Origin of the sequence: Rhizobium sp. ZK1 (assembly GCF_047782645.1) — a bacterium.
Taxonomy (GTDB): Bacteria; Pseudomonadota; Alphaproteobacteria; order Rhizobiales; family Rhizobiaceae; genus Rhizobium.
In genome coordinates this window covers 1,542,362-1,567,892 of the sequence record NZ_CP180587.1, presented here as the reverse complement: position 1 = coordinate 1,567,892, position 25,531 = coordinate 1,542,362, and the positions used below count along the sequence as shown (strand labels likewise).

Annotated in this window: 20 protein-coding genes and 1 pseudogene; 9 read left to right on the top strand and 12 right to left on the bottom strand. The window is 61.1% G+C overall.

From position 1 onward, the window contains the following. Positions 1-9: 9 nt before the first annotated feature. The 8 genes and pseudogenes from ACK9YZ_RS29790 to ACK9YZ_RS29755 form a co-directional block, all read right to left on the bottom strand. Complete coding sequence (locus tag ACK9YZ_RS29790; RefSeq protein ID WP_416067137.1) at positions 10-1,275, bottom strand: ABC transporter substrate-binding protein; 1,266 nt, start codon at positions 1,273-1,275, stop codon at positions 10-12. Positions 1,276-1,300: 25 nt separating this feature from the next. After that, positions 1,301-2,140, bottom strand: coding sequence for a carbohydrate ABC transporter permease (locus tag ACK9YZ_RS29785; protein WP_416067136.1), 840 nt, complete (start codon positions 2,138-2,140; stop codon positions 1,301-1,303). Then, positions 2,137-3,063 (bottom strand): carbohydrate ABC transporter permease, encoded by a 927-nt coding sequence (locus ACK9YZ_RS29780; RefSeq protein WP_416067135.1) that lies wholly within the window; start codon positions 3,061-3,063, stop codon positions 2,137-2,139. The genes ACK9YZ_RS29785 and ACK9YZ_RS29780 overlap by 4 nt, the downstream gene beginning before the upstream one ends. Continuing rightward, positions 3,056-4,219 (bottom strand): ABC transporter ATP-binding protein, encoded by a 1,164-nt coding sequence (locus ACK9YZ_RS29775; RefSeq protein ID WP_416067134.1) that lies wholly within the window; start codon positions 4,217-4,219, stop codon positions 3,056-3,058. Before ACK9YZ_RS29775 ends, ACK9YZ_RS29780 begins: the two co-directional genes overlap by 8 nt. Beyond that, positions 4,219-5,052, bottom strand: coding sequence for a metallophosphoesterase family protein (locus tag ACK9YZ_RS29770; RefSeq protein WP_416067133.1), 834 nt, complete (start codon positions 5,050-5,052; stop codon positions 4,219-4,221). Before ACK9YZ_RS29770 ends, ACK9YZ_RS29775 begins: the two co-directional genes overlap by 1 nt. Before the next feature lie 198 nt (positions 5,053-5,250). Further along, entirely contained in the window at positions 5,251-5,565 is a 315-nt protein-coding gene (locus ACK9YZ_RS29765) for a type II toxin-antitoxin system RelE/ParE family toxin (protein ID WP_416067132.1), read from the bottom strand. After that, entirely contained in the window at positions 5,562-5,822 is a 261-nt protein-coding gene (locus tag ACK9YZ_RS29760) for a CopG family ribbon-helix-helix protein (protein ID WP_216760119.1), read from the bottom strand. The genes ACK9YZ_RS29765 and ACK9YZ_RS29760 overlap by 4 nt, the downstream gene beginning before the upstream one ends. A gap of 226 nt (positions 5,823-6,048) precedes the next feature. Continuing rightward, positions 6,049-6,942: pseudogene (locus ACK9YZ_RS29755) on the bottom strand (LysR substrate-binding domain-containing protein); the annotation flags it as partial. Between the two features lie 145 nt (positions 6,943-7,087). Here ACK9YZ_RS29755 and ACK9YZ_RS29750 point away from each other — a divergent pair. The 3 genes from ACK9YZ_RS29750 to fhuB are packed head-to-tail and all read left to right on the top strand — an operon-like array spanning position 7,088 to position 12,089. Continuing rightward, positions 7,088-9,226, top strand: coding sequence for a TonB-dependent siderophore receptor (locus ACK9YZ_RS29750; RefSeq protein WP_416067131.1), 2,139 nt, complete (start codon positions 7,088-7,090; stop codon positions 9,224-9,226). After that, positions 9,220-10,125 carry an iron-siderophore ABC transporter substrate-binding protein gene (locus ACK9YZ_RS29745; protein WP_416067130.1) on the top strand — a complete coding sequence of 302 codons (906 nt, stop codon included), beginning with the start codon at positions 9,220-9,222 and terminating at the stop codon, positions 10,123-10,125. The genes ACK9YZ_RS29750 and ACK9YZ_RS29745 overlap by 7 nt, the downstream gene beginning before the upstream one ends. Then, complete coding sequence (gene fhuB / locus ACK9YZ_RS29740) at positions 10,122-12,089, top strand: Fe(3+)-hydroxamate ABC transporter permease FhuB (protein ID WP_416067129.1); 1,968 nt, start codon at positions 10,122-10,124, stop codon at positions 12,087-12,089. The genes ACK9YZ_RS29745 and fhuB overlap by 4 nt, the downstream gene beginning before the upstream one ends. 10 nt (positions 12,090-12,099) lie before the next feature. Here fhuB and ACK9YZ_RS29735 read toward each other — a convergent pair whose 3' ends face one another. Next, on the bottom strand, positions 12,100-14,421 hold the full coding sequence (locus tag ACK9YZ_RS29735; protein WP_416067128.1) for a putative bifunctional diguanylate cyclase/phosphodiesterase: 2,322 nt from the start codon (positions 14,419-14,421) through the stop codon (positions 12,100-12,102). A 179-nt stretch (positions 14,422-14,600) separates the two neighbouring features. Here ACK9YZ_RS29735 and ACK9YZ_RS29730 point away from each other — a divergent pair, with 179 nt between their 5' ends. Further along, positions 14,601-15,407, top strand: a complete 807-nt coding sequence (locus tag ACK9YZ_RS29730; RefSeq protein ID WP_416067127.1) for a transporter substrate-binding domain-containing protein — start codon at positions 14,601-14,603, stop codon at positions 15,405-15,407. 69 nt (positions 15,408-15,476) lie between these two features. Here ACK9YZ_RS29730 and ACK9YZ_RS29725 read toward each other — a convergent pair whose 3' ends face one another. Then, the gene (locus ACK9YZ_RS29725) at positions 15,477-16,490 is read right to left on the bottom strand and encodes an AraC family transcriptional regulator (protein ID WP_216760124.1); all 1,014 of its coding nucleotides are present in this window, start codon (positions 16,488-16,490) and stop codon (positions 15,477-15,479) included. A gap of 118 nt (positions 16,491-16,608) precedes the next feature. Here ACK9YZ_RS29725 and ACK9YZ_RS29720 point away from each other — a divergent pair, with 118 nt between their 5' ends. From ACK9YZ_RS29720 to ACK9YZ_RS29710, 3 genes are all read left to right on the top strand, one after another. Further along, entirely contained in the window at positions 16,609-18,048 is a 1,440-nt protein-coding gene (locus tag ACK9YZ_RS29720; protein WP_216760125.1) for an APC family permease, read from the top strand. Between the two features lie 14 nt (positions 18,049-18,062). Then, a complete protein-coding gene (locus tag ACK9YZ_RS29715) occupies positions 18,063-18,212 on the top strand; it encodes a hypothetical protein (RefSeq protein WP_183727343.1) in 150 nt (49 codons plus the stop codon). Positions 18,213-18,279: 67 nt separating this feature from the next. After that, positions 18,280-20,277, top strand: a complete 1,998-nt coding sequence (locus ACK9YZ_RS29710; RefSeq protein ID WP_416067126.1) for a primary-amine oxidase — start codon at positions 18,280-18,282, stop codon at positions 20,275-20,277. Positions 20,278-20,337: 60 nt separating this feature from the next. Here ACK9YZ_RS29710 and ACK9YZ_RS29705 read toward each other — a convergent pair whose 3' ends face one another. Further along, complete coding sequence (locus ACK9YZ_RS29705; protein WP_416068457.1) at positions 20,338-21,879, bottom strand: cation:proton antiporter; 1,542 nt, start codon at positions 21,877-21,879, stop codon at positions 20,338-20,340. A gap of 104 nt (positions 21,880-21,983) precedes the next feature. On the opposite strand from ACK9YZ_RS29705, the gene ACK9YZ_RS29700 reads away from it, so the two are divergent. Then, positions 21,984-23,207: a flavin monoamine oxidase family protein gene (locus tag ACK9YZ_RS29700; protein ID WP_416068456.1), complete on the top strand. Its 1,224-nt coding sequence runs from the start codon at positions 21,984-21,986 to the stop codon at positions 23,205-23,207. A 195-nt stretch (positions 23,208-23,402) separates the two neighbouring features. Here the strand turns inward: ACK9YZ_RS29700 and ftsZ are convergent, their stop codons facing one another. After that, on the bottom strand, positions 23,403-24,425 hold the full coding sequence (gene ftsZ / locus ACK9YZ_RS29695; protein WP_216760127.1) for a cell division protein FtsZ: 1,023 nt from the start codon (positions 24,423-24,425) through the stop codon (positions 23,403-23,405). Positions 24,426-24,653: 228 nt separating this feature from the next. Here ftsZ and ACK9YZ_RS29690 point away from each other — a divergent pair, with 228 nt between their 5' ends. After that, positions 24,654-25,427: a DeoR/GlpR family DNA-binding transcription regulator gene (locus ACK9YZ_RS29690; protein ID WP_216760128.1), complete on the top strand. Its 774-nt coding sequence runs from the start codon at positions 24,654-24,656 to the stop codon at positions 25,425-25,427. Positions 25,428-25,531: the final 104 nt, after the last annotated feature.

Sequence of the window (25,531 nt, the reverse complement as noted above, 5' to 3'; positions counted from 1 at the left end):
AATTGCAAATTAGCTGCGCGGCAGCATGCCTTCGACGTCGGCGGCTGCGTCGTCGAGTGCTTCCTTCGGCCCGGCCGAACCGTCAACGACGCGCGACAGGTTGTCGACGATCGTCTGGGTGACCTTGACGCCGTTGGTACCCGGGAAGGCGTACCAGGGGATCATGCGCGGCATCTGGCTGAGGCCCGCCTGGAAGAGCGGGTTCTTCTTGTAGAAGTCGCCGAGATATTCGGCCGACTTGGCGGCAAGTTCGTTGTTCGGCACATAGCCGGTGCCGGGAACGACGACGGAGGCGCCATAGGGGCCGGCGGCGAACTTGGCGAACTTCCAGGCGGCCTCCTGCTTGGCCGGATCCTTGGCGAGGATGACGACGGCGTTGCCACCGGTTGGCAGATGGCCCTTGTCCGGATCGATGAGCGGGATCTGGGCGGTGCGCAGATCGAACTTGGTGCCGACATTCTTGATCGTGTTGACGAGCGCGCCGGTCGTCTGGAATTCGAAGCCGACCTTGCCGGCTGCAAAGGCCTGTTCGCCCGCTGCCTTGGTGAAAACAGGCATGCCGCCTTCTTTGACGAAGCGGCTGATCAGTTCAACGGCCTTCTGGCCCTCAGGACCGTTGAAGGTGACCTTCTGCTCGTCATCGCTCAGCATCTTGCCGCCGGCGCCGAAGAGGAGGGCGGAGAACATCCAGTCGTCACCCTGCCAGCGGAAGTCCATGCCGTCGACGCCGTTGCCGAGCGCCTTGATCTTGCCGGCGAGTGCGATCACTTCATCCCAGGTCTTCGGCGGGGTGTCGGGATTGCCGCCGGCGGCCTTCACGAGATCCGCATTGTAATACATGATCGGGTTGGAGGTGGCGAAAGCGAGGCCGACCTGCTTGCCCTTGACCTGGGCGAGCTTCAGGATCGTGTCCGAGAAGCCCTGCTCGGCCATGTTGCCTTCCTTCTGGACCATCGGTGTCATGTCGACGGCGACATTGCGCTCGTTCAGCATGCGCAAGCGGTTCAGGCCGATGAAGGTGACGTCGGGCATTTCAGACGTACCGGCCTGGCGCAAGATCAGTTGGATGCCGTCTTCGTAGGTCGCCGAGGGAGCGGCGAACTGGATTTTGATGTCGGGGTTTTCTTCCATGAACTTCTTCGAGATCGTGTCCATCACGTCCTTGAAGAAACCCGGCATCGGGTAGTGGATCGTCAGCGTCGTTTCAGCGTGGGCCGGCAGGGCTGCCGCCACGGACAGAGCCGCTACTGCGAGGAACTGGGTGAAATGCTTCATCGCTCGTTCTCCTGGGTTCAGCCGGTCAGCCTTTGAGACCGGTCATGGTGATACCCTCGACGAAGCGTTTCTGCGCGAGCAGAAAGGCCGCAACGAGGGGAATGGTGATGATGATGGTGGCCGCCATCAGCGCGCCGTAATCGTCGCCGGCTTCCGCGGCGCGGAAATTCATCAGGCCGAGCGGCGGCGTGGCGTAGCCGGGCTTCGAGATGACAATCAGCGGCCAGAAGAGGTCGTTCCAATGGGCGACGACCGAAAAGATCGCGAAAGCCGTGACTGCCGGCCAGGCATTCGGCACGATGACGCGCGAGACGATGCCGAGTTCGGACATGCCGTCAAGACGAGCGGCATGGATCAGGTCATCCGGCATGGCGCGGAAGAACTGCAGGAACAGGAAGATTGCAAAGACCGAGATGGTGAAGGGCGCCACCAGCGCCGTATAGCCGTTGAGCAGCGACAGGCTGTCGAAGGCGACGTAGAGCGGCAGGGCAGTTGCATGGATAGGTACCAGAAGGCCGAGCAGCACCAGCACCATCATCAGGCGGGCGGCACGGAATTTCAGCTTCGCCATGGCATAGGCGCAGGGAATCGCGACCAGCACCTGGAAGACGAAGATGAGCGTGCAAACGACAAGACCGTTCCAGAGCAGGGTGCCCATCGCGACCTTGTCGAGCGCCTTGGCAAAATTCTGCACGTAGAAGAAATGCGTCGGGATCAGCGAAAGAGCCGCCGTAAAGATATCGTCCTGCGACTTGCCGGCCGCCGAGATCATGAAGATGTAGGGCGCGAGGAAGATGACCGCCCCGACGATGAGCAGCGCCAGGCGGATAAGCCGGCCGAGGGTAAAGCGGGAGCGCGTCTTCATGAATAGTGCACCCGCCGGTCGAGGAAGCGGTACTGCAGGAACATCATGACGACGAGGATGGCAAGGAAGACCACGGTCATGGCCGAGGCATAACCGACCTTCATGTAGACGAACCCCTCCTGGTAGATGGTGAAGAGCAGGACTTCGGAAGCATGGTTGGGGCCGCCATCGGTCAGCGTCTTGACCGTCTCGAAGGTCTTGACCGCATTGATGATGCTGATCGTGGTGACGAAGAGCGCCGTCGGACCGAGCATAGGCCAGGTGACGAGGAAGAAGCGGTCGAGTGAGGATTTGGCGCCGTCGATCTCGGCGGCGGCGTAAAGCTCGCGCGGGATCGCCGTCAGACCGGCCAGGAACAGCACCATGTTGAAGCCGACCGTCTGCCAGACGCCGATGATCGAGAGGCTGTAGAGCGCGGTTGCCGAGGAGCCGAGCCAGTTCGGCTTGGGCAGGCCGACGACATCGAGCATCGCATTGAGCGGGCCGATGGTCGGGTGGAAGAGATACTGCCAGACGGTCGCCATGGCGACGATCAGCGACACGACGGGGAGGAAATAGGCAGTGCGGAAGACGCTCTTCCCCCAGCCCTCGCTCTCGATCAGCATGGCGACACCGAGGCCGAGCAGGATCGAGACGGGCGCGACAAACGCCGTATAGACCGTGGTGTTCCACAGCGACTTGCGGAAGGTGCGGTCGGTGAAGAGCTCGGTGTAGTTCTCGAAGCCGACGAAGCGGAACTTGCCGACGCCAAGCTCGAAATCGGTAAAGCCGAGAAAGATGACGGCGACGATCGGCGCCAGCACGAAGAGCACGATCAGGATGATTGCCGGCAGCGACAGCAGCCAGGCCATCTGTGCTTCGCGACGCTCATGCCTTGCGGCCGACGCAACCGGACGGATCTTGCCCGCAGCTATGCTAGCCATGGGCTTTCTCCCTGCTGGCATCGGCGGTAAGGGCGCTCGTGCGAAGCCGGCGACCGTCAGGCGCAAAGACCAGGGCCTTGTCGGGCTGAAAGGAGAGCGCAACACCCATGCCGGCCGACAGGCCCACAGCATCGGCAGGCGCAAGCTTGGCGAGCACGGTCTCGCCGATCGCATCCAGCCGGCAGAACAGGATGACTTCCGAGCCTAGGAATTCCATGCGTTCGATACGGGCGGGCAGCGACGTCTGGCCATCGGCGGCAAGCCGGACGAATTCCGGCCGGATGCCGATCGTCACGTCAGGACCTGAAAGACCCGGTTCTGCGAGCGCCATCTTGATATCGCCGAAGGCGACAGTTCCATTCTCGATGCGTGCCGGCAGAAGATTGATGCGCGGCTGGCCGACGAAACGGGCGACCTCGATATGGGCAGGGTCGTCATAGATGACCTGTGGCGGGGCGAGTTGCAGCAGCTGGCCGCCGATCATCACGGCAACGCGGTCGGCCATCGAAAGCGCTTCGGCCTGGTCATGGGTGACATAGACGGTCGGCACGCCGGCGCGGCGATGCAACTCGACGATCTCGCCGCGCGCATGAACGCGCAGATTGGCATCGAGATTGGACAATGGCTCGTCCATCAGGAAGACACTTGGATGGCGCACCATGGCGCGGGCAAGCGCCACGCGCTGCCGCTGGCCGCCAGACATCTGGCCGGGCTTGCGATCCAGCAGATGGTCGATCTTGAGCGCTTTCGCCGTCTCCTGCACGTCGCGGGAAATGCCTGAACGAATGGCGCGGTAGCCGGGCATGACCGGACCGAGGAAGGGCAGGCGCTGAAAGCGGCTTAAGCGGCGCATGGCAAGCGGCACGGCGATATTCTGGCCGGCCGTCAGATGCGGATAGAGCGCGTAGGACTGGAAGACCATGGCGATGTTGCGGTCGGCGGCCGCCACATCGGATATTTCCCGTCCGCCGATAACGATCTCGCCGCTATCGGCATGGTCGAGGCCTGCAAGGATGCGCAGGAGCGTGCTCTTGCCACAGCCCGAGGGGCCGACAAGTGCGATGAATTCGCCCGGCTGAACGTCGAGGCTGATATTTTTGAGGATGGCATTGTCGCCATAGGATTTGCTGATGGCAGAAAGGGCGAGCGCGCTCATTACGCCGGCTCCTTCTGCACCTTGTGGGCCTCGTGCGGATAGACTTCGGCAACGACATCGTCGAGCACATGCGCCACCATGCCGGGAACAGCGACGATCTCGCTGGCAACGTCATCGCCGAGATCGTGGATTACGGCACCGATCAGCCTCTCGCCCGACATTTCGCGCTCCATCGTGCCTATGATGAAGGAGGCCGCCGGACCCCAGACGAGCGCGGTGTCGTTGTAGCGTCCCTTCCAGGCCCAGTGCAGGTGGCCGCTGGCATAGAGGGCGACGTCATGGGAGGCAATCAGATCATAGAGCCGCTGGCGCTGGGCCGGGCGGATGCTCCAGTAGCCGGTGTCGCCCTCGTTAGGTGTGTCGACGAAGAGCGGCTTATGCGCGAACATGGCAACCCGCCGTCCGGCGCGCCCGGCAAGCGCTTGCTCCAGCCATGCAAACTGCGTTTCCTGCTCGTCGTTCTCCATGCCCATCAACAGACTGTCGAGGCCGATCAGGCGCCAGTTGCCGGCATCCTCCAGCCAGTAATCCGGGCCGACGAGGCTGCGCCAGCGGTTGAGCCTTGTCTTATCGACCGGCTGCAGCGAGCCAGGCAGATGGCCGACATCGTGATTGCCGGGAACGATCAGCATGGGGATCGATACCTGCCGCATCAGTTCCATGCAGAAGCTGAGATCCTCATCCTTGTCGGCGCCATCGACGGCAAGATCGCCGGTATGGATGACGAGATCGGCTCCGCTGCTATTGATCCACTCGGTGAGCGGCTGCCAGTTGCCGTTGAAATGCGGGATCGACGGGCTGAAATGCGTGTCGGTAATCTGGACGATTCTCATGCCGGGGCTCTCCAATAAGGCCCGCGGCAGATTTCCGGCGGCAGGCACTGTTCGTGCCGCCTCTTTAGAGCGCCCCAATGTCAGGCGGGTTACAAGCGTTTCCACCCTTGTTCCAATTGTGTCGTGCAATTGTCATGGAGGATCGAACGCTTGGTCAGGTCCGAGCTCCCGCGAAGGATCGATCGATATATGTTGAAATCAAAGATCGCTATCGACGTCGAGATCCGGCGTCGGTGCAAGCATCCGTCCATGGCGGATCAGGATCACGTCCACGCTATCGCCATCGTAGAGGTAGTCTAGCAGATAATCCCCGACCACGAGCGTCAGGCTCCCGGTAATCTGCAGGCCGCCGTGCATCCGGTTCCCGGATTGAGGAAATTCGGACAGTGTCCGCTTCGCGTTCTTGATCGCGAGCGCAAACTTTCGGGCTGCGGCAGGGTTGAGTTTCCGCAGATACTCGCCTTCGCGGCGGATATAGCTGGCGACATCCTTGGAAAGCCGTACGGCAGTCACGCAGCTTTTCCACCCACGATCCTGTCGATGTCCGCGATCACGTCATCCATATTCTCGAACTCTCCAGCAGCGATCTGCTCGCGGCCCTTGATCGCGGCGAGGATGTCGGCCCCCTCGTTCATGAGATACGTCCGCAGGGCTCGAACGATGATGTAGCTGCGGGATCGATCGCTTGCTTTTGCGATGGCTTCGATATCTGCAATCACGTCGGAAGGCACCCGGAGAGTGACAGATTCTGATTGGCTGGCGTTCGACATTGCTTGCCTCCTTCAGGGTGTAAGACAATGTAAGACAAACGAGGATCGGATACAATGGTGGACCGAGTCACGGATCGATTTTACGTCCTTTCTCTTTCCGTCGTAACAGATCGAGTTCAGGCCCGACAAGCAGCGAACGACGTAATGCAGACAGGATCGTCTCAGATGGTTCGCCTGACGGCGGCCCGTTGATTATCTCGTCCAAAGCCGGGCGGTCAATCTTCTGTCGGTACCGGGCAATAAAGGCCTTGGTCGCTGGCGAACCTTCGCCCTTGCGATAGGCGATTGCCACATCGGACGTCACCGTCACGCCGCCGAGCGGTCTGTAGTGGACATCCTGCAGTTCCACCCGGCTCATGGATTGCGGCACGAGAGCGATGCCGATGCCGATGCCGACGAGAGCGGCGATCTCGGTGAAGTCGTGCGCGATGGCCTTGACGGATGGTTCGAACCCGGCCTCCCGGCAAGCCTGTAACGTGTTGCGGTGAAAGCCGACTTCCGGCGGCTGGCGTGGGGTGATGAATGTGTCGCTCACCAGATGGGCAAGCGTATCGATGGGGCGTTCTGCAAATTCATGGTCGGCGGGAACCATGGCGACCAGCGGCTCGCGCAACACGACCTGCACGGAAACACCCGGCGGGATCGGTGCCGGTGCGCGGATATAGCCGAAATCGAGCAGGCCGTCGGCAATGCGCTGCAGCTGCTGACGTAGCTCCATTTCCTGCAGCTCGACCTCGACATAGGGGTAATCGCGCTTGAAGTTCTTGATGGAGCCGACGACAGCGCCGGAATAGGCGGCAGACGCCACATAGCCGATCGAGATGCGCCCGCTTTCTCCGCGGCCCGCGCGGTGGATAGCGGCGACCGTCGCTTCGGTCTGGGTCAGGACCTTGCGTGCCTCCTGGAACAGGATCTCGCCCGAATGCGTGAGTTGGACAGCACGACGGCTCCTGTCCAGCAGCGGCGTACCGACGATCCTCTCCAGGCTCATGATCTGCTGGCTGAGGCCCGGCTGGGCGATGCCGAGGCGGGCGGCGGCGCGTTCGAAATTTCGCTCCTCGACCAGTGTTACGAAATACCTCAGATGCCTGAGTTCGAAGCCGGGGTCGGTCAGCGCCATCACGCCCTCCTAGGAGAATTCAAATCTATGACGTTTCGCCGGTTTCATAATCCATGCTTATGAAAAAATCGAGCCCGGTTTATTGGACCTCTTAAAAATAACATGATTAGAAAAATCCAGTTTTACGGCATATAACGGGCTCCCGATGACTGGTTCTCTTCGCTTGCGTAATTTCGCTTCGACTACGGTTCTCGCGGGCGCGCTTCTGGCGCCGCTGTCTGCGTCTGCCCAGGACGCTGATCCGACGACGCTTGCCCCGATCGTCATCAGCGGTGCCAAGGATGAGGATCCGACGGCTCCGGTGAAAGGTTTCGTCGCCCGGACCAGCGCGACCGCGACCAAGACCGGCACACCGCTTCTCGAAACCCAGCAATCCATCTCGGTGCTGACGGCCGATCAGCTGAAATCGCAGGACGTCGAGACCGTCGGCCAGGCGCTGGATTATGTGCCTGGTGTCGTCGGCGAGCCCTATGGTGCCGACCCGCGCTTTGATTCCCCGCGCATCCGCGGTTTCGACAGCCGCCAGTCGCAGTTCCTGAACGGACTTCGCATGATGCGGACAGCAGGCGCTCCCGCCGTCGATCCTTATCAGCTCGAGCGCATCGAAGTGCTGCGCGGGCCGGCATCGGTCATGTACGGCCAGGGCAATCCCGGCGGCATGATCAATCTCATCAGCAAGCGGCCGGTCTTCGAGCGTTTCGGCGAAGTCGGCGTTCAGGCTGGCAGCTACGATACCTACGGCACCTATTTCGATTTCGGCGACATCATCCCCGGTAATCCGGATTTCGCCTATCGCCTGACGGGTCTGGCAAGGACTGCCTCGGCACAGGTCGATGAACTCGACAACGACCGCTATTTCATCGCCCCGGCGCTGACCTGGCAGCCGGATGAAGACACCAAGCTGACGATCCTGACCAGCATCCAGCACGATAATCCGAGCACGCCATCCGGCCTGCCGCCTGCACTCACCCTCAATGCGGGCACTAACCGTCTGTCGCGGGATTTCTTCGTCGGCGACAAGAGCTTCGACACCTCGGACCGGACCTTGACCAATATCGGCTATGAGCTGGAACACCGCCTGAACGATACCTGGACCTTCCGCCAGAACCTCCGCTACCAGAATTTCGACTGGAACTATCAGGCGCTCGGCATGTCGACGATCGGCCTTACAGGCGGCCGGACGATCAACCGCAATGCCACCATCCAGGACGAGTTGCTGAACACGTTCAACGTCGACAACAACCTGCTTGCGGAATTCGACACCGGCGATATCAGGCACGAGATGCTGTTCGGTCTGGACTACCGCTATTACAGCAACAATGTCGGCACGCAGTTCTGGCGCGCCACGCCGCTCGACGCCTTCAATCCGGTCTACGGCTCCGTTAATCTGATTGCGCCGACGCTCAGCACCTATGTCGATTCGACCATGACGCAGGTCGGCATCTATGTGCAGGACGAGCTTGCCTATGAGAACTGGCGCGCAACGGCAGCCCTTCGCCAGGACTGGGCCAGAACAGAGGGAACATCGACCAACCGGTTGACCGGTGCGTCGCGCCCTCTCGACAAGGACGACCAGAAGCTGACGGGCCGCGCCGGCCTCAGCTATGTCTTCGACAATGGCATCGCCCCCTATATCAGCTATGCCACATCTTTCGAGCCGGTTCCGGTGCCTGCAACCGGCGGACCACTGCAGCCGACGACGGGCGAGCAGGTGGAAATCGGGGTCAAATATCAGCCGGAGGGTTGGAACGGCTTCTTCACTGTTGCCGCCTATGACCTCAAGCAGAAGAACGTGCTGGCGACCTTTGCGCTGCCGGGCGGCGGTACGTCTACCGGGCAGATCGGCGAGGTCGACGTCAAGGGCATCGAACTCGAAGGCGTCACCAGCCTTGCCGACGGGCTCGACCTGCGTGCCGCCTACACGTACATGCAGGCCGAAATTGTCGGCGGCGTCGATGACGGAAATCGCCCTGATAACGTGCCTGAACATGCGGCAAGCCTTTGGCTCGACTATACTTTCCCGGAGGATACGACGCTTGAAGGTTTCGGTCTCGGCGGCGGCGTGCGTTACGTCGGCCAGCGCTACGGCGATACCAAGAACACGCTCGATCTTGACGCCGTGACCCTCTTCGACGCAGCTCTCCACTACGAGAAAGACAATATGACGGCCTCGCTGAACTTCAAGAATCTCGCCGACAAGGATTATGTTGCAAGCTGCAGTTCCTTCGGCTGCACCTACGGCGATGGCAGAACGGTGATGGGCAAGCTGACCTTTCAATGGTGAGAGACTATCGAGCGGCACAGGGACGAGGCTTCGGCCGTCGGCAGGCGCTTGCCCTGCTGGCGGCTTTGGCCATTCCGGGCAAAACCTTCGCAGCAGGTCAGAAGCGCATTGCCGCGATCGATTGGGCGATGCTCGAAACGCTTGTAGCAATCGGCGTCATGCCGATCGCCGCGACCGAGCTCGTGCAGTTCCGCAAGGATGCGGTCGAGCCGGTACTGGACAAGAGCGTCGCCGATCTCGGCCTGCGGGGATCGCCGAACCTTGAACTTCTGCGCCTGCTGCGCCCGGACCTCATCCTGATTTCGCCCTTCTATGTCAGGTTCGAGGCGAGCTTCCGGACGATTGCGCCTGTCCTGTCGCTGCCCTTTTATAACAGGGGCGAGCCGCCCTATCAGAAGGCTGTCGATGCCGTTTCGGCCCTTGCCAGGGAACTAGGTGTCGAGGACCGCGGCCGCGAGGTGGTCGCGCAACAGGCTGTCCTTATCGAGGAAACGCGTGAAAGTCTGCAGGGTTTTGCGTCGCGGCCAACCTATCTGGTCAATATTGGCGACGCCAGGCATGTGCGCGTCTTCGGCGCCGACAGCATGTTCGGCGATATCCTCGGTCGTCTCGGACTGCCGAATGCCTGGGCGGATCGCTCGCGTTATACGTTCGCCGCTCCGGTGCCGATCGAAAATCTCGATGCCGAGCCGGATGCGAGGATCGTCATCATCTCCGATATCCCAGTCGAGGCACGCAATGGGTTGAAGACCAGCATGATCTGGCAATCGCTGCAGCCGGTACGGGACGGCCGCGTGCTGATGCTCGGCAATATCAATCCCTATGGCGGCATCTTGGCAGCCGCCCGGTTCACTCGGCTTTTCAAGGCGGCGATACTGTCGTCAGGGGAGATGCCGTGATCAGACCCACCGCACTCTTTGCCGCGCTCTCAGCCTTTGCCGTTTCCGCCGGCCTCTTTCTTCTGACAGCACTGAACCATCTGCCCTTTGCCGACTGGCCGTCTCTGCCATTTGATCCCGCGCAGATGACGACGCGGCAGATCATTTTCGCCTATGCCGTCCTGCCGCGCGGGGCAGTCGCGATCCTCGCCGGTGCCGCGCTCGGGCTTGCCGGCGCAATGCTGCAGCGTTTGCTGCGCAATCCCATCGCCGATCCCTCGACGCTTGGTGTCTCCGCTGGCGCGCAGCTTGCGATCGTCACGGCGACGCTGTTCTTTCCCGAGATGCTCGACGGCTACCGCGCTTTCGTGGCGCTCGCGGGCGGGGCGGCAGCCACCGCCATCGTCTTTCTGCTCGGCTGGCGGCGCGCCTTCGAACCCATCACCATGGCGGTCTCCGGCCTGCTCGTCGGCATTACCTGCAGTGCGCTCTCGGCGGCGATGACGCTCTCGCAGGGCGAGTATCTGATGTCGCTGGTGACCTGGAACGGCGGTTCGCTCAGCCAGCAGGACTGGTCGACGACGACAACCCTCGGCCTCGAACTGCTGCTCGGCCTCGCCGTCACGCTCCTGCTCCTGCGTCCGCTCACCTTGCTCGGCCTCGGCGACAGCAGTGCCCGCTCGCTCGGCGTGGCACTTGCAGGTACGCGCATTGCCGTCGCAAGCGTTGCGGTGGCGTTGAGCGCGGGCGTTGCTGCTGCCGTCGGCCTCGTCAGCTTCGTCGGCCTTGCCGCACCCGCGTTCGTGCGCCTGCTCGGTGTGCGCACGACACGCGGCATCCTGCTTCTTTCACCTGTCGCCGGCGGTCTGTTGCTCTGGTTCTGCGATGGTATCGTGCAACTGATCGCCTCCTCGGTCGGCGAGACCTTTCCGACGGGATCGGTAACGGCCTTGATCGGCGGACCGTTGCTGCTTTGGTTGCTGCCGCAGGTGCGCGCCGTCGAGCCGCCGCAGCCGCCCGATAGCGTCCTCGTCGCACGGGCGCCGCTGTCACGGCTCGCCCTCATTCTCTGCGTGCTGCCGCCATTCGTCTGGGCGGCCCTTTGCGTTGCGCGCCTGCCCGATGGATGGGTGCTGCTCAGCGGCGATCTTTTCTGGGAGCTTTTCCCGGCCCGCTGGCCCCGTCTGTTGGCATCGGCCGCTGCCGGCGGTTTGCTCGCCATGGCGGGCGCCATGCTGCAGCGCCTCACCGGAAATCCGTTGGCAAGCCCTGAAGTGCTGGGTGTCAGCGGCGGTGCCGGCGTCGGTTATGCCGTTGCCTTAAGCTTCTCAGCCGATGCCGGCGCGCCCGCGCTCTTCTTCGGTGCCGGCAGCGGCGCAATCGTGGTGCTGGTCATCGTCGCGCTTTTTGCCGCCCGCCGGCATCTGCCGCCCGAACGCTTGCTGCTCGCAGGCATTTCTGTCAGTGCTTTGAGCTCGGCGATCCTGAGCGCTCTTCTTGCCGTCGGCGATCAGCGCGCCTGGCAGATCCTCGCCTGGCTCGGCGGCTCGGCCGCGGCCGCCACGCCGGAAACGGCGGCCTTCCTTGCCGGCCTCACCATCGTCATCCTCGCAACCGGCCTGATCCTCACACGCTGGCTGGTGATCCTGCCGCTCGGTGCGCCGACCGCGCTCGCGCTCGGTCTGCCCCTGGTCGGCGCCCGAACGATGATGGTGTTGACGGCGGGCATCGCAACGGCGGCTGCCTCGCTCCTGGTCGGTCCCTTGAGCTTCGTCGGCCTGATGGCCCCGCATATCGCTCACCGCGCCGGCTTTGAAAAAGCGGGCAGCAGGCTCCTCGCCTCGGCCGTCATAGGTGCTGTGCTGATGGTGATCGCCGATCTCGGTGCGCGCAACGTGACCTTCCCCTACGAATTGCCACTTGGCCTCTTCGCCGCCTTCGCCGGCGCGCCCTATCTCGTCTGGATGATCGGCAGGCGGCAGTGAGGGCTGGCCATCAGCCATGCGACGAGGATATCGCTGTTGACCTTACCGCTTCCGTCGAGCGCAACGAAGAGAGGAACTCAGCCGGGGGCATGGGGCGGGAGAACAGGAAACCCTGCAGGTCGTTGCATCCGGCCGCGACGAGAAAGTCTCTCTGCCCTTCAGTCTCTACACCTTCGGCCGTCGTCGCTTTTCCAAGCGTGCGGCTCAAACCCAGGATCGCCGAAACGATCGCCGCACCCTCGGCTTGCGTTCCCAGCAACCGCACGAAGGAGCGGTCGATCTTGATCCGGTCGATGTTGAATTGAATGAGGTGGCTCAGCGACGAGAAGCCGGTGCCGAAATCATCAAGCGCAATCCGGATCCCCTGCGACCGAAGCTTGCCGAGCATTCCTTGAGCATTTTCATCGATGTTGAAGAGTGCGGCTTCCGTCAGTTCCAGTTCCAACCGCGATGGCGTCAGGCCGGTTTCGGTCAGGATGGAGAGCACGTGGCGGTCGAAGTCCCGATGCCGGATTTGCGAGGGCGAAACGTTGACGGCGACCGACATATCGGCCGGCCAGTTCGTGGCCGCCTTTGCGGCATTCCTCAGCACCCATTCGCCAAGCTGGTCGATCATGCCGGCCTCCTCGGCGATCGGGATGAATTTGTCCGGTGACAGCAGCCCCTGGATCGGATGGCGCCAGCGCACGAGAGCCTCGGCGCCCGAAAGGTTCCCTTGCGCGTCGGCACGATGCACGCCCTGAAAGAAGACTTCCAATTGACCGACGGCGTTCGTGCGGGGGTTGTCGGCCATATCGGGCAAACCTGCGCTATCTTCCAGCACGAGGCGAAGGTCGTTCTTGAGGCTTTCGCGTGCCTCGACCCGGTGATCCAGGGACGGATCATATTCGACCAGGCGGCCTCGCCCGTTGGTCTTGGCTTCGTAAAGAGCAACGTCCGCACGCCGCAAAACCTCGCTGGTCGCTTGGGCCGCGTCATGAAAGGCAGCGATACCGATCGAGCATCCGATGCGGACGACGACGTCGCCGCCACGAAGCTGGAACGGCTTGCTCAGTGCCTCGATAATGGCGTTGCAGAGGAGGATGTAACTAACGTCCCCCTCCCTGACATCGGGAAGCAGCAGCGCGAATTCATCGCCACCGAGCCTTGCAAGCGTGTCGCCTGATTCGATCAGGGCATTCATCCTGTCGACGGCGCCGCGCAGCAGCTCATCACCGGCGGCATGCCCATGAATGTCGTTCACTTCCTTGAATTTGTCGAGATCGACAAGGGCAAGGACGGCGCGCTCGCCAGGCGATTTCAAGGCCGCAAGGCATTGCTCGAAACGGGTCGCAAAGAGCGCCCGGTTCGGCAGGCCCGTCAAAACGTCATGCAGCGAAAGATGCCGCGCATGATGTTCGCTGGCGCTGAGTTCTCTGAGGCTGCCGCGCAAACGGCCCATCAAGGCGAAGAAGAGGCCTGCGATGACAAGGCCGGCCACGGAGAGCACGGGAACAAGCCGGCCGATGACGCGTGAGCCCGGCAGATCCGGCCTCCAGATGATGAAGCCGATAGGGTCGCCTGACGCCGTCGCCTCGATTTCGAACGCGACTTCATTCTGCTCCTGATCCGCGGTGCGGGCATAACGAGCGCCGGCCAGCCCCTGTTCGCGGCTCAGCGTATCGAGCGTGACACCGTCGAGGAAGCGGAACGCCACGAGGTAGAGCCTGTTGCCGTCATTTGCTTCCTGGGAATCCACTTTCGAAGAGCGCGTGACCGAAACGACGCCCGCGACCGAAGGGCGGCCCTCAAGTCGCATCAGCTCCACGCGGCTTGGTTCCGGATCGGAGCTTGGTCCTCCCGGTACCCCATGGTGCGTTGCTTCCAGATCCTGGATCATCGGCTGAAGCAGCGGACGCACCCATTTGAAGCGGCGTTTCGTTTCGGGATCGGACTGTAGAGCAAGCTCGCCTGCCGGGGTCACGAGGAATGCCGCGTTGTAGCCGAATACCGTTGTCGCGATCTTGCCGAATGTCGCGGCCGATGTCGCGCCTGCGCGCTCGCTCTTGCCGCTGGCCGTTGCTGAATCCGCCACCAGCAGCGAAGCATAACCTGCACCCATCAGCTGGATATCCTGAGATACACGCCGGACCTGATCCAGAAGGCGGCTGTTGACGAGTTGGCGCTGTCGATCGAGGGCGGCTGCGTCGCTTTCCCTCCCGGCCCAGATAGCAGCCAGGAACACCAGGCCAAGAATTGCCAGCCCGCTGATCGCAAGCAGTACCAGTATCGACCCTGACGATGTCCAGGTCGCCCTGTGAGCGAATAATCTTAAAGGCGGATCAGCAGGCACGCAGTCTTCTCCCGAGCGCCCTGATACTGACCCCGATTGTTTACAAAATGCTTTTCAAGCAGCATCAAAATTAATGGCCGAAAATGATGAGCTTTTTAATTGTTTTGTGATTGGTTGCTCATTGCGCAACGCTTGCCGATGCAAGGTTGGCGATCGAGCTCTACATCAAGGTGATTGATATGTTGCGATTAGGATCTCTCTATCCTTCGAAGTTCCTCGCATTTGCCTGCACGGCCGTTGTTGCGTTGGGTATTTTTGAACCTACTGTTGTCCGAGCCGCCGAAAACGACAGCATCCGCATAGCCGTCGAGGGCGCATTTCCACCATTCAACTATGTCGATTCCAATAACCAGCTTCAGGGATTCGACGTGGATATTGCCAAGGCCCTTTGCGAGACCGCGAAATTGAAGTGCGAATTCGTCATCCAGGAATGGACGGCGATGATCCCGAACCTGCTCGACAACAAATATGACGCGATCATTTCGTCGATGTCGATGAGCGCGGAGCGGCGCCAAAAGGTTGCCTTCACCCAGAAATATTATGACAGTCCGACGGTCTTCATCGCGCGCAAAAACGACGACATCGCCGGCACGTCACCCGATGATCTGAAGAAACTGCGGCTCGGCGTGACGGCAGCAACCTCCCAGGAATCCTACGCCAAGAAATTCTACAGCGATGTCGCGACGACCGTGTTCCAAGCGTCTCCGGATCTTTACAAGGGTCTTGCCGACGGCAGGGTCGATATCATCCTGGAAGACAAGCTCGCGGTCTACGACTGGCTCGCAAACACCAAGGCGGGTGGCTGCTGCGCGTTCAAGGGCGAAGATATCAAAAATACCGAATATTTCGGCGACGGAGCCGGCATCGCCGTGCGCCCTTCCGACAAGGAGTTGCTGGACAAGCTCAATGCTGCGCTCGAAGAGATCGAGGCTAACGACACCTACGATACGATCAACGCCAAGTACTTTCCGTTCAGCATCCGTTGAAGGCGTCGGGCCGAATTTCCTTGATCGCTGCGGTTGGCCCTATGGACCTGCCGCAGCATCGTTTGCCCCCTACTGAGTACGTTCCCAATGTTTGCGGGCTCGCCACAGCACCGTTTCGTCCGCATAACCCAGGACTTGAGCAAGCTCTTTCATTCTGACTGCGCCGTTCTGTTTCTGCAGCACAAGGATACTTTGGCGGTATTCCCGCATGAGATCCCTCAACGACGTCCCCTGCTCGGAGAGGCGCCGTTGCAGGGTTCGCGGCGAAAGGCTGAGCTCCTGCGAAAGCCCGACGAGCGTGATGGGCTTGTGTCCCAGATAGATCCCGATCAATGATCGGACATGATCGACGGTCGAATCCGACTGCAACAACCTGCCGCTCAGATCCGCGATATGGCGCTCCAAGACCGCCGCCAAATCGGGCTGTTCCTGCCGGTAGACGCGGCGGGCGTCTTGCCCCGAAACCACGATGCGATTGGCAGACTCGCCAAATTTTAAAGGAGCCCGGAAAATCCGTTGCAAGGTCGTTGGATCGCGAGGCGCCCGATGTTCAAAATGGACTTCGACGGGTCTCCATCCGCGTGCGAAGCAGGCACGGACAAGCTGGCAGGATGCGGCCAGTGTGAACTCGCTGTCCTGCCGCCTCGGCCAGAGCCTGGGATCGTCAAGGCGGTAGCTCCAGATGAGATTGCCGTCTTCCTGAAAGACACCGGAATTGGTGCCGCTCTGGACGGTGTTCACATATTTCGCCAATCGTTCGAAGCCGGCATGGATGGTGCTCGATATGGAAAAGAGCACGCCGATCGGGCCGATATCGCTCGGCTTGAACAGGGTTCCAAGCAATGCGCCGATCGTCGGATCTCCGACGATCGATGCCGCATCTTCGAAGATCGCCACATATCGGTTCATGGGGACCATGGCATAGGGATCGTCAAGCTGGCTGCGCAGAAGACCATGAAGGGCAAGCAGTACATCTGCCTTGCCGGATTTCCGATCGATTTGTTCGATGAGCGGCAGCAGCACAGACGCACGAATTGAAGCAAATATCTGCGTCGACGTGCCGGTTTGCTGGGCAGATGACATGTTTTTGTTCCCCGCCGCCAGTGATGGCGCAAATTATCGATTCATTGGCATGAACTGCAATTTTGGGGCCAATCGGTCGGGGCTACCGTGTTGACGAAAATCAAAAACAGGGGTTCTCATGACAACGCAAACCACTTTGGGAAATCCTCCCGATCGCCTCGCGAAAAACTCCGTCGGCCTTGCCCATATCGTCTTCTTCGTCGTAGCAGCGGCAGCGCCGCTCACCGCCGTTGTCGGTGCGACGCCCGCCGCTTTCGCTTTCGGCAATGGACCCGGTGTACCGGGTGCCTTCGTCCTGGCGGGGATTCTCTATCTCATCTTCTCGGCCGGCTTCACGGCGATGGGCCGGCATGTTGGCGGAACGGGGGCCTTCTACACCTACATCACGCAGGGCATCGGCAAGCCGGCCGGTGTCGGCGGTGCGCTGATGGCGCTTTTGACCTATTCGTCGGTACAGATCGCCATCTACGGATTGTTCGGTGTCTTCATGAGCGGCGCCGTGGCATCGATCGCAGCGCTTCCGTGGTGGGCTTGGTCCTTTGCCGCACTCGTGGCCGTCCATCTTTGCGGCCAGCGAAACATTGCCTTTTCCGGCACGATCCTCGGGATCTGCATGCTGGCTGAAGTGGCAATCCTGCTGCTTCTCGACATCGGGATTGTGCTGACCGGCGGCGGGCCGGATGGTTTCAGCCTCTCCTCCTTCAGCCCGGCCACCGTGTTTTCGCCGGGCCTCGGCGTGGCGCTCGTCTTTGTGGTTGGCTCCTTCATCGGCTTCGAGGCCACCGCTATCTTTGCAGAAGAGGCAGAAAATCCGGAAAAGACGATCCCGCGCGCAACCTATGCCGCCGTTTTGCTGATTACCGTCTTCTATGCGCTGTCGACGTGGGCCATCGTGCAGTTCTATGGTCCTTCGAAGGTGCAGGCGACGGCCGGCAGCGGCTTGGAAACCTTCTATTTTGTCGCTGCAGACACCATCCTCGGACAATGGTCGTCGCAGGTGATGAATGTCCTGCTGATCACCAGCCTCTTTGCCTGCATCCTGTCCTTCCACAACACGCTGAACCGGTATTTCTACGCGCTTGGGCGCGAAGGGCTGGTGGTCAGGGCTTTGGGCAAGGTTCATCCGGTCCATGGTTCGCCCTATATCGCGGGTACCGTCCAGAGCGCCTTTGCTGCGCTAGCGCTTGTCTGCTTCATCGCAGCTGGTGCCGATCCCTATACCGTCGTCTTTTCCTGGATGTCTGCTCTGGCCGTTCTCGGGATCCTGGCTGTTCAGGCCCTCGTCTGCGTAGCAATCGTTCTGTTCTTCCGGGGATCGCCGCATCGCTACAGTCTATGGACCACGGCGGTGGCACCGCTCCTGGCTCTGGTCGGTATCCTCGGCTCGATCGTCCTCGTCATCATCAACCTGCCGCTCCTGTCGGGATCGGAAAGCGTGATCGTGAAATCCTTCCCGCTGCTGGTGGTGCTGACCGGCCTGATCGGGGCCGCCTTTGCGATGCGCATCAGGACCGTGAAGCCTGAACTCTATGCTTCGCTCGGAAAGGCATTCGAATGACGAGACTTCAACCTTTGACCCTCGTCGACCGGATGTCGCTGATCATCTTGATGGCTTTGACGACAGTCACAATCCTGGTGGCGGCAGAAGCACACGCATTTTGTTCTGTCTTCTGCATCCATGGTGATCGCACGCCCGAAATGGACATCTGCGCCGGCCGCTGAGGCTGAGCCCCGCAGTGCGCAGCCGGATGCGCACTGTCCACCACCCAAAGCACATGAAGGACTGACAATGGACGCCGTTTTAGAAACGCTCGCCTATCCGCTCGACCCGCTGAGTCTGACAGAGATCTCGGAAGCCGTCGCAATTCTGAAGGACGAAAAGCATCTGCCGCAATCGATCCGCTTCCCGATCATTCGCCTGGAGGAGCCGACAAAATCCGACATGGCCGTGCATCGCGAAGGAGGGAAGCTTCCCCGGCTGGCATTTGTCCTGTCGCTGGATTCCAGCTCGGGCGAGGTTCGTGAATCGATCGTCGACCTGTCAAAAAAAGCTGTCGTCGAGCACAAGAGGCTGCCGCTTGAATCAGCGCCTTACGGGCAGCCACCCGTCATGCTTTGCGAGTTCGAGACCGTCGAGGCAACCGTCAAATCGGACCCTCGCTGGATTGCCGCGGTCAAGAAGCGCGGCATCACCGACGAGGATATTCCGCTCGTCCAGATCGACCCTTTTTCTTCGGGTTTCTTTGGACGAGAATTCGAGAAGGACGCCCGGATCGTCCGCGCCGTTTCGTACTGGCGCGAGGATATCCGCGACAATGGCTACGCCCATCCGATCGAAGGGGTCGTTGCTGTTGTCGACCTGATCAGCAATCAAGTGGTCGATCTCGTCGATGACGAGATTGTCATTCCGGTCCCGAAGAAGAAGCGCAATTATGGACAGGAGGCCTTTCCCGATGTCCGCCAGGATGTAAAGCCACTCAACATCGTGCAGCCGCAGGGGCCAGGCTTCTCGGTCGACGGCTGGACGGTGCAATGGCAGGACTGGTCGTTTCGCGTCGGTTTTACGCCTCGCGAAGGTCTCGTCCTGCATGAGCTTGGGATTAAAAACGGCGGCAAGCTTCGTCCCGTGATCTTCCGTGCCTCGGTGACGGAAATGGTCGTGCCCTATGCCGATCCGACCGCCAACCACTATTGGAAGAGCGCTTTCGACGCCGGGGAGTATGGCCTGGGGCGGCTCGCCAACAGCCTTGAGCTCGGCTGCGATTGCCTTGGCCAGATACACTATTTCGACATCCCGTCGGCCGATGATTTCGGCCAGCCGGTGATGATGAAGAACGCCGTTTGCATGCATGAGGAGGATTTTGGGATCCTCTGGAAGCACTACGAGTTCAGAAACGGCATTTTTGAAGTGAGGAGATCGCGCCGTCTCGTCATTTCCTTCTTCGCTACCGTCGGCAATTATGACTACGGCTTCTACTGGTATCTCTACCAGGATGGCACTATCCAGCTCGAAGCAAAGCTGACCGGCATTATCCAGACAGCCGCCGTGGCGAGCGGCCAGAAATATGCCTGGGGTGGAATGGTCGACGACAATCTCGGCGGCCCGACCCACCAGCATTTCTTCAATGCTCGCCTGCACATGGATATTGATGGCGGCGGAAATACCGTCACCGAGCATGAGTTCCAGCCACGCCCATGGGGCGAGGACAATCCCTATGGCAATGTCTTCGATACGAAGACGAAGATCTTGAAACGGGAGCTCGACAGTCCTGCCGTCGCCAATGGCGAGACCGGCCGGTATTGGAAGGTCCAGAACCCCAATGAGCATAATTCCGTGGGAAATGCGCCCGGCTACAAAATGGTCGTCATGCCAAGTCCCCTGATGCTCGCCCAGGAGGGATCGACGGTTGCTCAGCGCGGCGGCTTTGCCAAGAAGCACATCTGGGTGACGGCTTTCGACGCGAAGGAAAAATATGCGTCCGGCGACTATCCAAATGTGCATGCAGGTGGGGACGGCCTGCCGAAATATGTCGAGAACAACCGGAATATCGAAAATGCCGATATCGTGCTCTGGCATTCTTTCGGGCATACGCACGTCTGCAAACCGGAGGATTTTCCGATCATGCCGGTGGAATATGCAGGCTTTACCCTGAAGCCGAACGGTTTCTTCGACAGCAACATCGCCATGAACCTCCCCGCTGCCCGCAATGAGCACAGCCGTGACAACCACGGCTCGGTCGCTGCCGATCAGGGGGATAAGGCCAGCGGCAGTTGCTGCGGACATTGACGGGGATCGCGTGCAGATAAGGGGCGACTGGAAAGGTCGCCCCTTATCTGCAGGCTACCCTTAGCTCTCGGTAATGCGCCGATCCTCGTCGGAGCCGACCGAGAGCTGCTTCCAGTCGAGATCTTCCTGCAGTTCGAGATATTGCGTCGCGCCGATCTTATCCTTGTCGCGCAATTCCTCGAGGCGTTGTCGCTGGGCGATCACGGCGGCGATCGTCAGCTTGCGACGGCGCACGAGCGGCGAGGTCTCGCCGGCCTCCGAGGGCACCGTCCAGTGATCCTTGCAGATCGTTCGGATTGCCTCCGCCTCGGCGCCACCTTCCTTCTCCAGCCGCTCAAATGCAGCTTCGGCAAGCGAGCGCCTTGCGGCTTCCAGTTCGTCTTGAACTTGCGCCTGCCGCCCAAGTTTCAGGAAATGGATCATCGGGGCGAGTGTCGCTCCCTGGATGACGAGCGTTGCGAGCACCACCGCAAAAGCCGTCAGCACGACGAGGTCGCGTTCAGGAAAATCGGCAGGCAGGGCAAAGGCGGTAGCGAGCGTCACGAGGCCGCGCATGCCGGACCAGCCGACGAGAAAGGTCTCCCCGTGCCTGAAAGGCGACAGCAGCTTGCCGCGCCGGTGGCCTGAGATGACGTATGCGTGCAGCAGGAAAGCCATCGCCAGACGTGTCAGGATCACAGCGAACACAACGATGGCTGCAAAAGCGAGCGCTCGCTCGAGCTCGCCAGCGGACATGGATTCCAGGATGCTGCGGGCCTGCAGGCCCATGAGCAGGAAGGCGACGACGTTCAGCAGGAAAACGACGGTCGTCCACACGGCGAAGGAATGCACCCGCATGCGCGGGGAATCGTCGACCGTCGACAGCATCGCGATTGTCATGGCGCTCGCAACCGTTGCCAGCACGGCAGAGAGGTGCAGATGCTCGGCGATCAGCCAGGTCGAAAAGGCATAGACGAACTGAAGCAGCGTGCCGCCGACGGTATTCTCGGTGATTGGCCGAAGCCGTGAGACGAAGAAACCGAAGACGACGCCGAACAAAATGCCGCCGGGTGCAGCAAAGCCGATCTGAAGTGCAGTCATGCTATCGAGCCCGCCGCGCGCCTGGACCGTGAGTGCTGCTCCGAACAGTAGCAGCGCCGTCGCATCGTTGAACAGGCTTTCACCCTTGAGCAGTGCATCGACACGGCGATCGACCGGCAGATTGGAAAGCACCGCGGTCGCCGCCGCAGCGTCCGGCGGCGCAACGATGGCGCCGAGCGTGACGGCCACCGCGATCGGCAGGCCGACGGTCAGCATGCTGATCGAGACGACCACGCCTGTCGTCACCAGAACGGCGATGACGGCATAGAAGATCAGCGGCAGCAGCATGCGCCGCGCAGCGCCCATCGGGAAGTCATAGGCGGAATCGACCAAGACCGGAGCGATGAACAGGGCAAGCGCCGTCGGCGGATCGATCGGGATGACAGGCGCGCCGGGCAACATCGCCACGCCGACACCGGCGGCAGCCAGAATGCCGGGATAGGGTAGGTGCATGCGCCGGGTAATCTGCAGGAGCAGAATGGCGACGGCGAGCAGGGCAACGAGTGTTTCGAAGAAGGTCATGTCGGCATAGTAGCAGGCTTTCGGGCGCATTGAAGCGGGTGGAGCTCCCATGTAAAGCTTAGGCCTATCAAGGTGGTGACAAAGCGCGGAGCGAAACCGTGACGATAGACTACGACGTGGCTGTTATCGGCGCCGGTGCAGCAGGCATTGCCGCGGCACGAAAACTGGCTGAGGCCGGACGCTCGGTCGTCATTCTCGAAGCCAGCAACCGGGTCGGCGGCCGGGCCTGGACGGTCGAACTGTCAGGCATGCCGCTCGATATGGGCTGCGGCTGGCTGCACTCTGCAGAGCGCAATCCGCTCGTTGCCATCGGCCGGGATGCGGGCTTCACGATCGAGCGCGGACCGACGGCCTGGCAGAGCCAGTGGCGCGATCTCGGTTTCTTGCCGGAGGAGCGTGCAGCTGCTGCCGCGGCCTGGGAGGCGCTTGAAGAGCGGCTGCGCACCAATCCGCCGGCAAGCGACAGGGCCTCGGATGCGCTGGTGCCGGATGGTGAGTGGAACGCCTATTGCCAGTCGCTCAGCGGCTATGTGAACGGTGCGCCGCTGGAGCGGTTGTCGGTTGCCGATTTCCTTGCCTATGACAATGCCGCAACCGATGCCAATTGGCGCGTGCACGAAGGCTATGGAAGCCTGATCGCCGCTGCCGTTCCCGATGTGAGCCTGCGTCTGTCGACGCCGGTGCGCCGTGTCGCGCTGACCGGTGGGGGGGTCCGACTTGAAACCGATCGCGGCCCGGTTAGTGCGGCTGCTGCGATTGTCACGGTCTCGACCAATGTTCTTGCCCGCGGCACCATCGCCTTCGACTCTGAAGCCGATGAGCATCTGCATGCCGCAGCGCAACTGCCACTCGGCCTCGCCGACAAGCTCTTCATGGAGCTTCACGGCAATCATGGCCTCGAGCCGGAAACGCATCTGCTCGGCGATGCCAGGAACGATGCGACCGGCAGCTACTACATAAGGCCGCTCGGACGCCCCGTCGTTGAAGGCTTCTTCGGCGGCAAGGGCGCCGTCGTCATCGAACGGGCCGGCCTGCTCGACGCCTTCGTCTTCGCCCTTGAGCAGCTGTCATCGCTCTTGGGGAACAACATCCGCCGCCACCTGCGGCCGCTCGCAGCCTCGTCCTGGTGCCACACGGATTGGGTTCGCGGCTCCTACAGCCATGCGCTGCCCGGCCATGCTGGCGCCCGCACCGTGCTCGCTCGATCGGTCGGCGGCCGATTGTTCTTCGCCGGTGAGGCAACGCATCATTCGGACTTTTCGACCGCGCATGGCGCTTGGGAAAGCGGGTTGCGGGCTGCTGACGAGGCGATCGGCGGCGGTGGCTAGGGTCGGCTTAAATATGAGCCAAATCCATCTCCATCTCCGTTTCTCAGGTGACAGGCGGATAGTACTCCATCAATCGTCGTCCCGGTCGATTTCGTCCATTCGTGCTTAGCGAATGGACGGAGAGGCCGTCGATCCTGCCTCTCCGATACACCGATCCAGCTGTGATATGGAGAATCGACCAGGCGATCTCGTCGCTTATTGCAGCGTTCGGCCCTGGAGCTGCCCCGCGGCGAAGTCCGGTACGACAGTGGTCGCTCCAGCGCCGTCAAGGCCGGTCGCGACGACCGAGACGCGGAACCGGCCGTCCAAGCTGCGGTCGAAGATCGCGCCGACGACGATTTCGGCGTCGTCCTGCACTTCGTCGCGAATGCGGCTGGCGGCCTCGTCGACTTCGAAGAGCGTCATGTCCGAGCCGCCGGAGATCGAGATCAGCACGCCCTTGGCGCCTCTCATCGAAATATCGTCGAGCAGCGGGTTGGCGATCGCAGCTTCCGCCGCCTTCATCGCGCGGGCCTCGCCGGCCGCTTCGCCCGTGCCCATCATCGCCCGGCCCATGCCGCGCATGACCGATTTCACATCGGCGAAATCGAGGTTGATCAGGCCTTCCTTGACGATCAAGTCGGTGATGCAGCCCACGCCGGAATAGAGCACGCGGTCTGCCGTCATGAAGGCATCGGCGAAGGTGGTCTTCGCGTCCGCAATGCGGAAAAGATTCTGGTTCGGAATGACGATGACGGTATCGGCCGCCTGGCGCAGCGCCTCGATGCCGGCTTCAGCCATCTTCATGCGGCGATTGCCTTCAAAGGTGAAGGGCTTGGTGACGACGCCGACCGTGAGGATGCCGGCCGAGCGGGCCGCATGCGCAATGACGGGTGCTGCACCCGTGCCGGTGCCACCGCCCATGCCGGCGGTGACGAAACACATATGCGAGCCGCTCAGGTGATCCATGATCTCGTCGAGCGATTCCTCGGCGGCGGCGCGCCCGACCTCCGGAAGGGAGCCGGCGCCGAGGCCCTCGGTGACATGCGCACCGAGCTGGATGCGGCGCGAAGCCTTGGAGGTTGCCAGCACCTGGGCATCCGTATTGGCGGCGATGAAGTCGACACCCGCCAGTTTCTCGGCGATCATGTTGTTGATCGCGTTTCCGCCGCCGCCGCCGACGCCAATCACCGTAATCTGCGGCCTTAGTCCCGTAATGCCGCTCTTGGCGTCTGTCATCGAACTCTCCTTTTGTCCCTCGTGCGTGCTCAGCCCGTCGCGGTCCGCGAATCGCACGTCACATTAAGCATGCAACAAGGCAGAGGCGGGGCGGGCTTTGCAATATCCAAAGGGATTTCAGCACTCGATCATATTCAAATTGATCCTCAAGGATCGCGCCAGCAGCGATTGCTTTGCCTCGAACCGAAGTTTCGCTAAAGATGAAAGCGAAACGAAGGGAGGGCGCGCATGTTTCTGTCGGATCGTCAGGGGAAGATCGTCGCGCTTGCGAAAACGTCGGGCCGGGTGCTGGTCGATGATCTGGCAACGCAGTTTGCCGTGACACCGCAAACGATCCGCAAGGATCTGAACGATCTTTGCGATGCGCAGCTCCTGACGCGTATTCACGGCGGCGCAACCTTCCCACGCGGCACGGAAAACGTCCGTTACGACGCAAGGCGTCAGATCGCCGCGAGCGAAAAACAGGCGATCGGCGTTGCCGCAGCCGACCTCATCCCCAACAACAGTTCGCTCTTCATCAATATCGGCACGACGACGGAAGCCGTGGGTGAAGCGCTCTCCGATCATCACGAGTTGATGGTGATCACCAATAATATCAATGTCGCCAATAGATTACGACTGATAGACCATATCGAGGTGGTGATTGCCGGCGGCGTGGTGCGCCAGTCCGATGGCGGCATCGTCGGCGAGGCGGCCGTCGATTTCATCCGGCAGTTCAAGGTCGATTATGCCGTGATCGGCGCTTCGGCGATTGATCCGGATGGTGCGCTTCTCGATTATGATTTTCGCGAGGTGAAGGTGGCGCAGGCGATCATCGCCAATGCCAGGCATGTTATCCTGGTTGCGGATTCGACCAAGTTCGAGCGTACCGCGCCGGTGCGGATCGGCCAGATTTCGCAGGTCCATACCTTCATCACCGACCAATGCGATTCGCCGTCCATCCGCAATATCTGTCAGCAGAGCGGCGTCGTTCTGATCGAAGCGGCGAAAGCAAACCGCTGATTTCTGTGGCGGAAAACATTCGTTTGACATTCGAAATATTTTCGGTTTAATCATCCTTACTTTCGTAATGGTTGGGGGGAACCGTTGCGCTGTTCTGGTGCAAC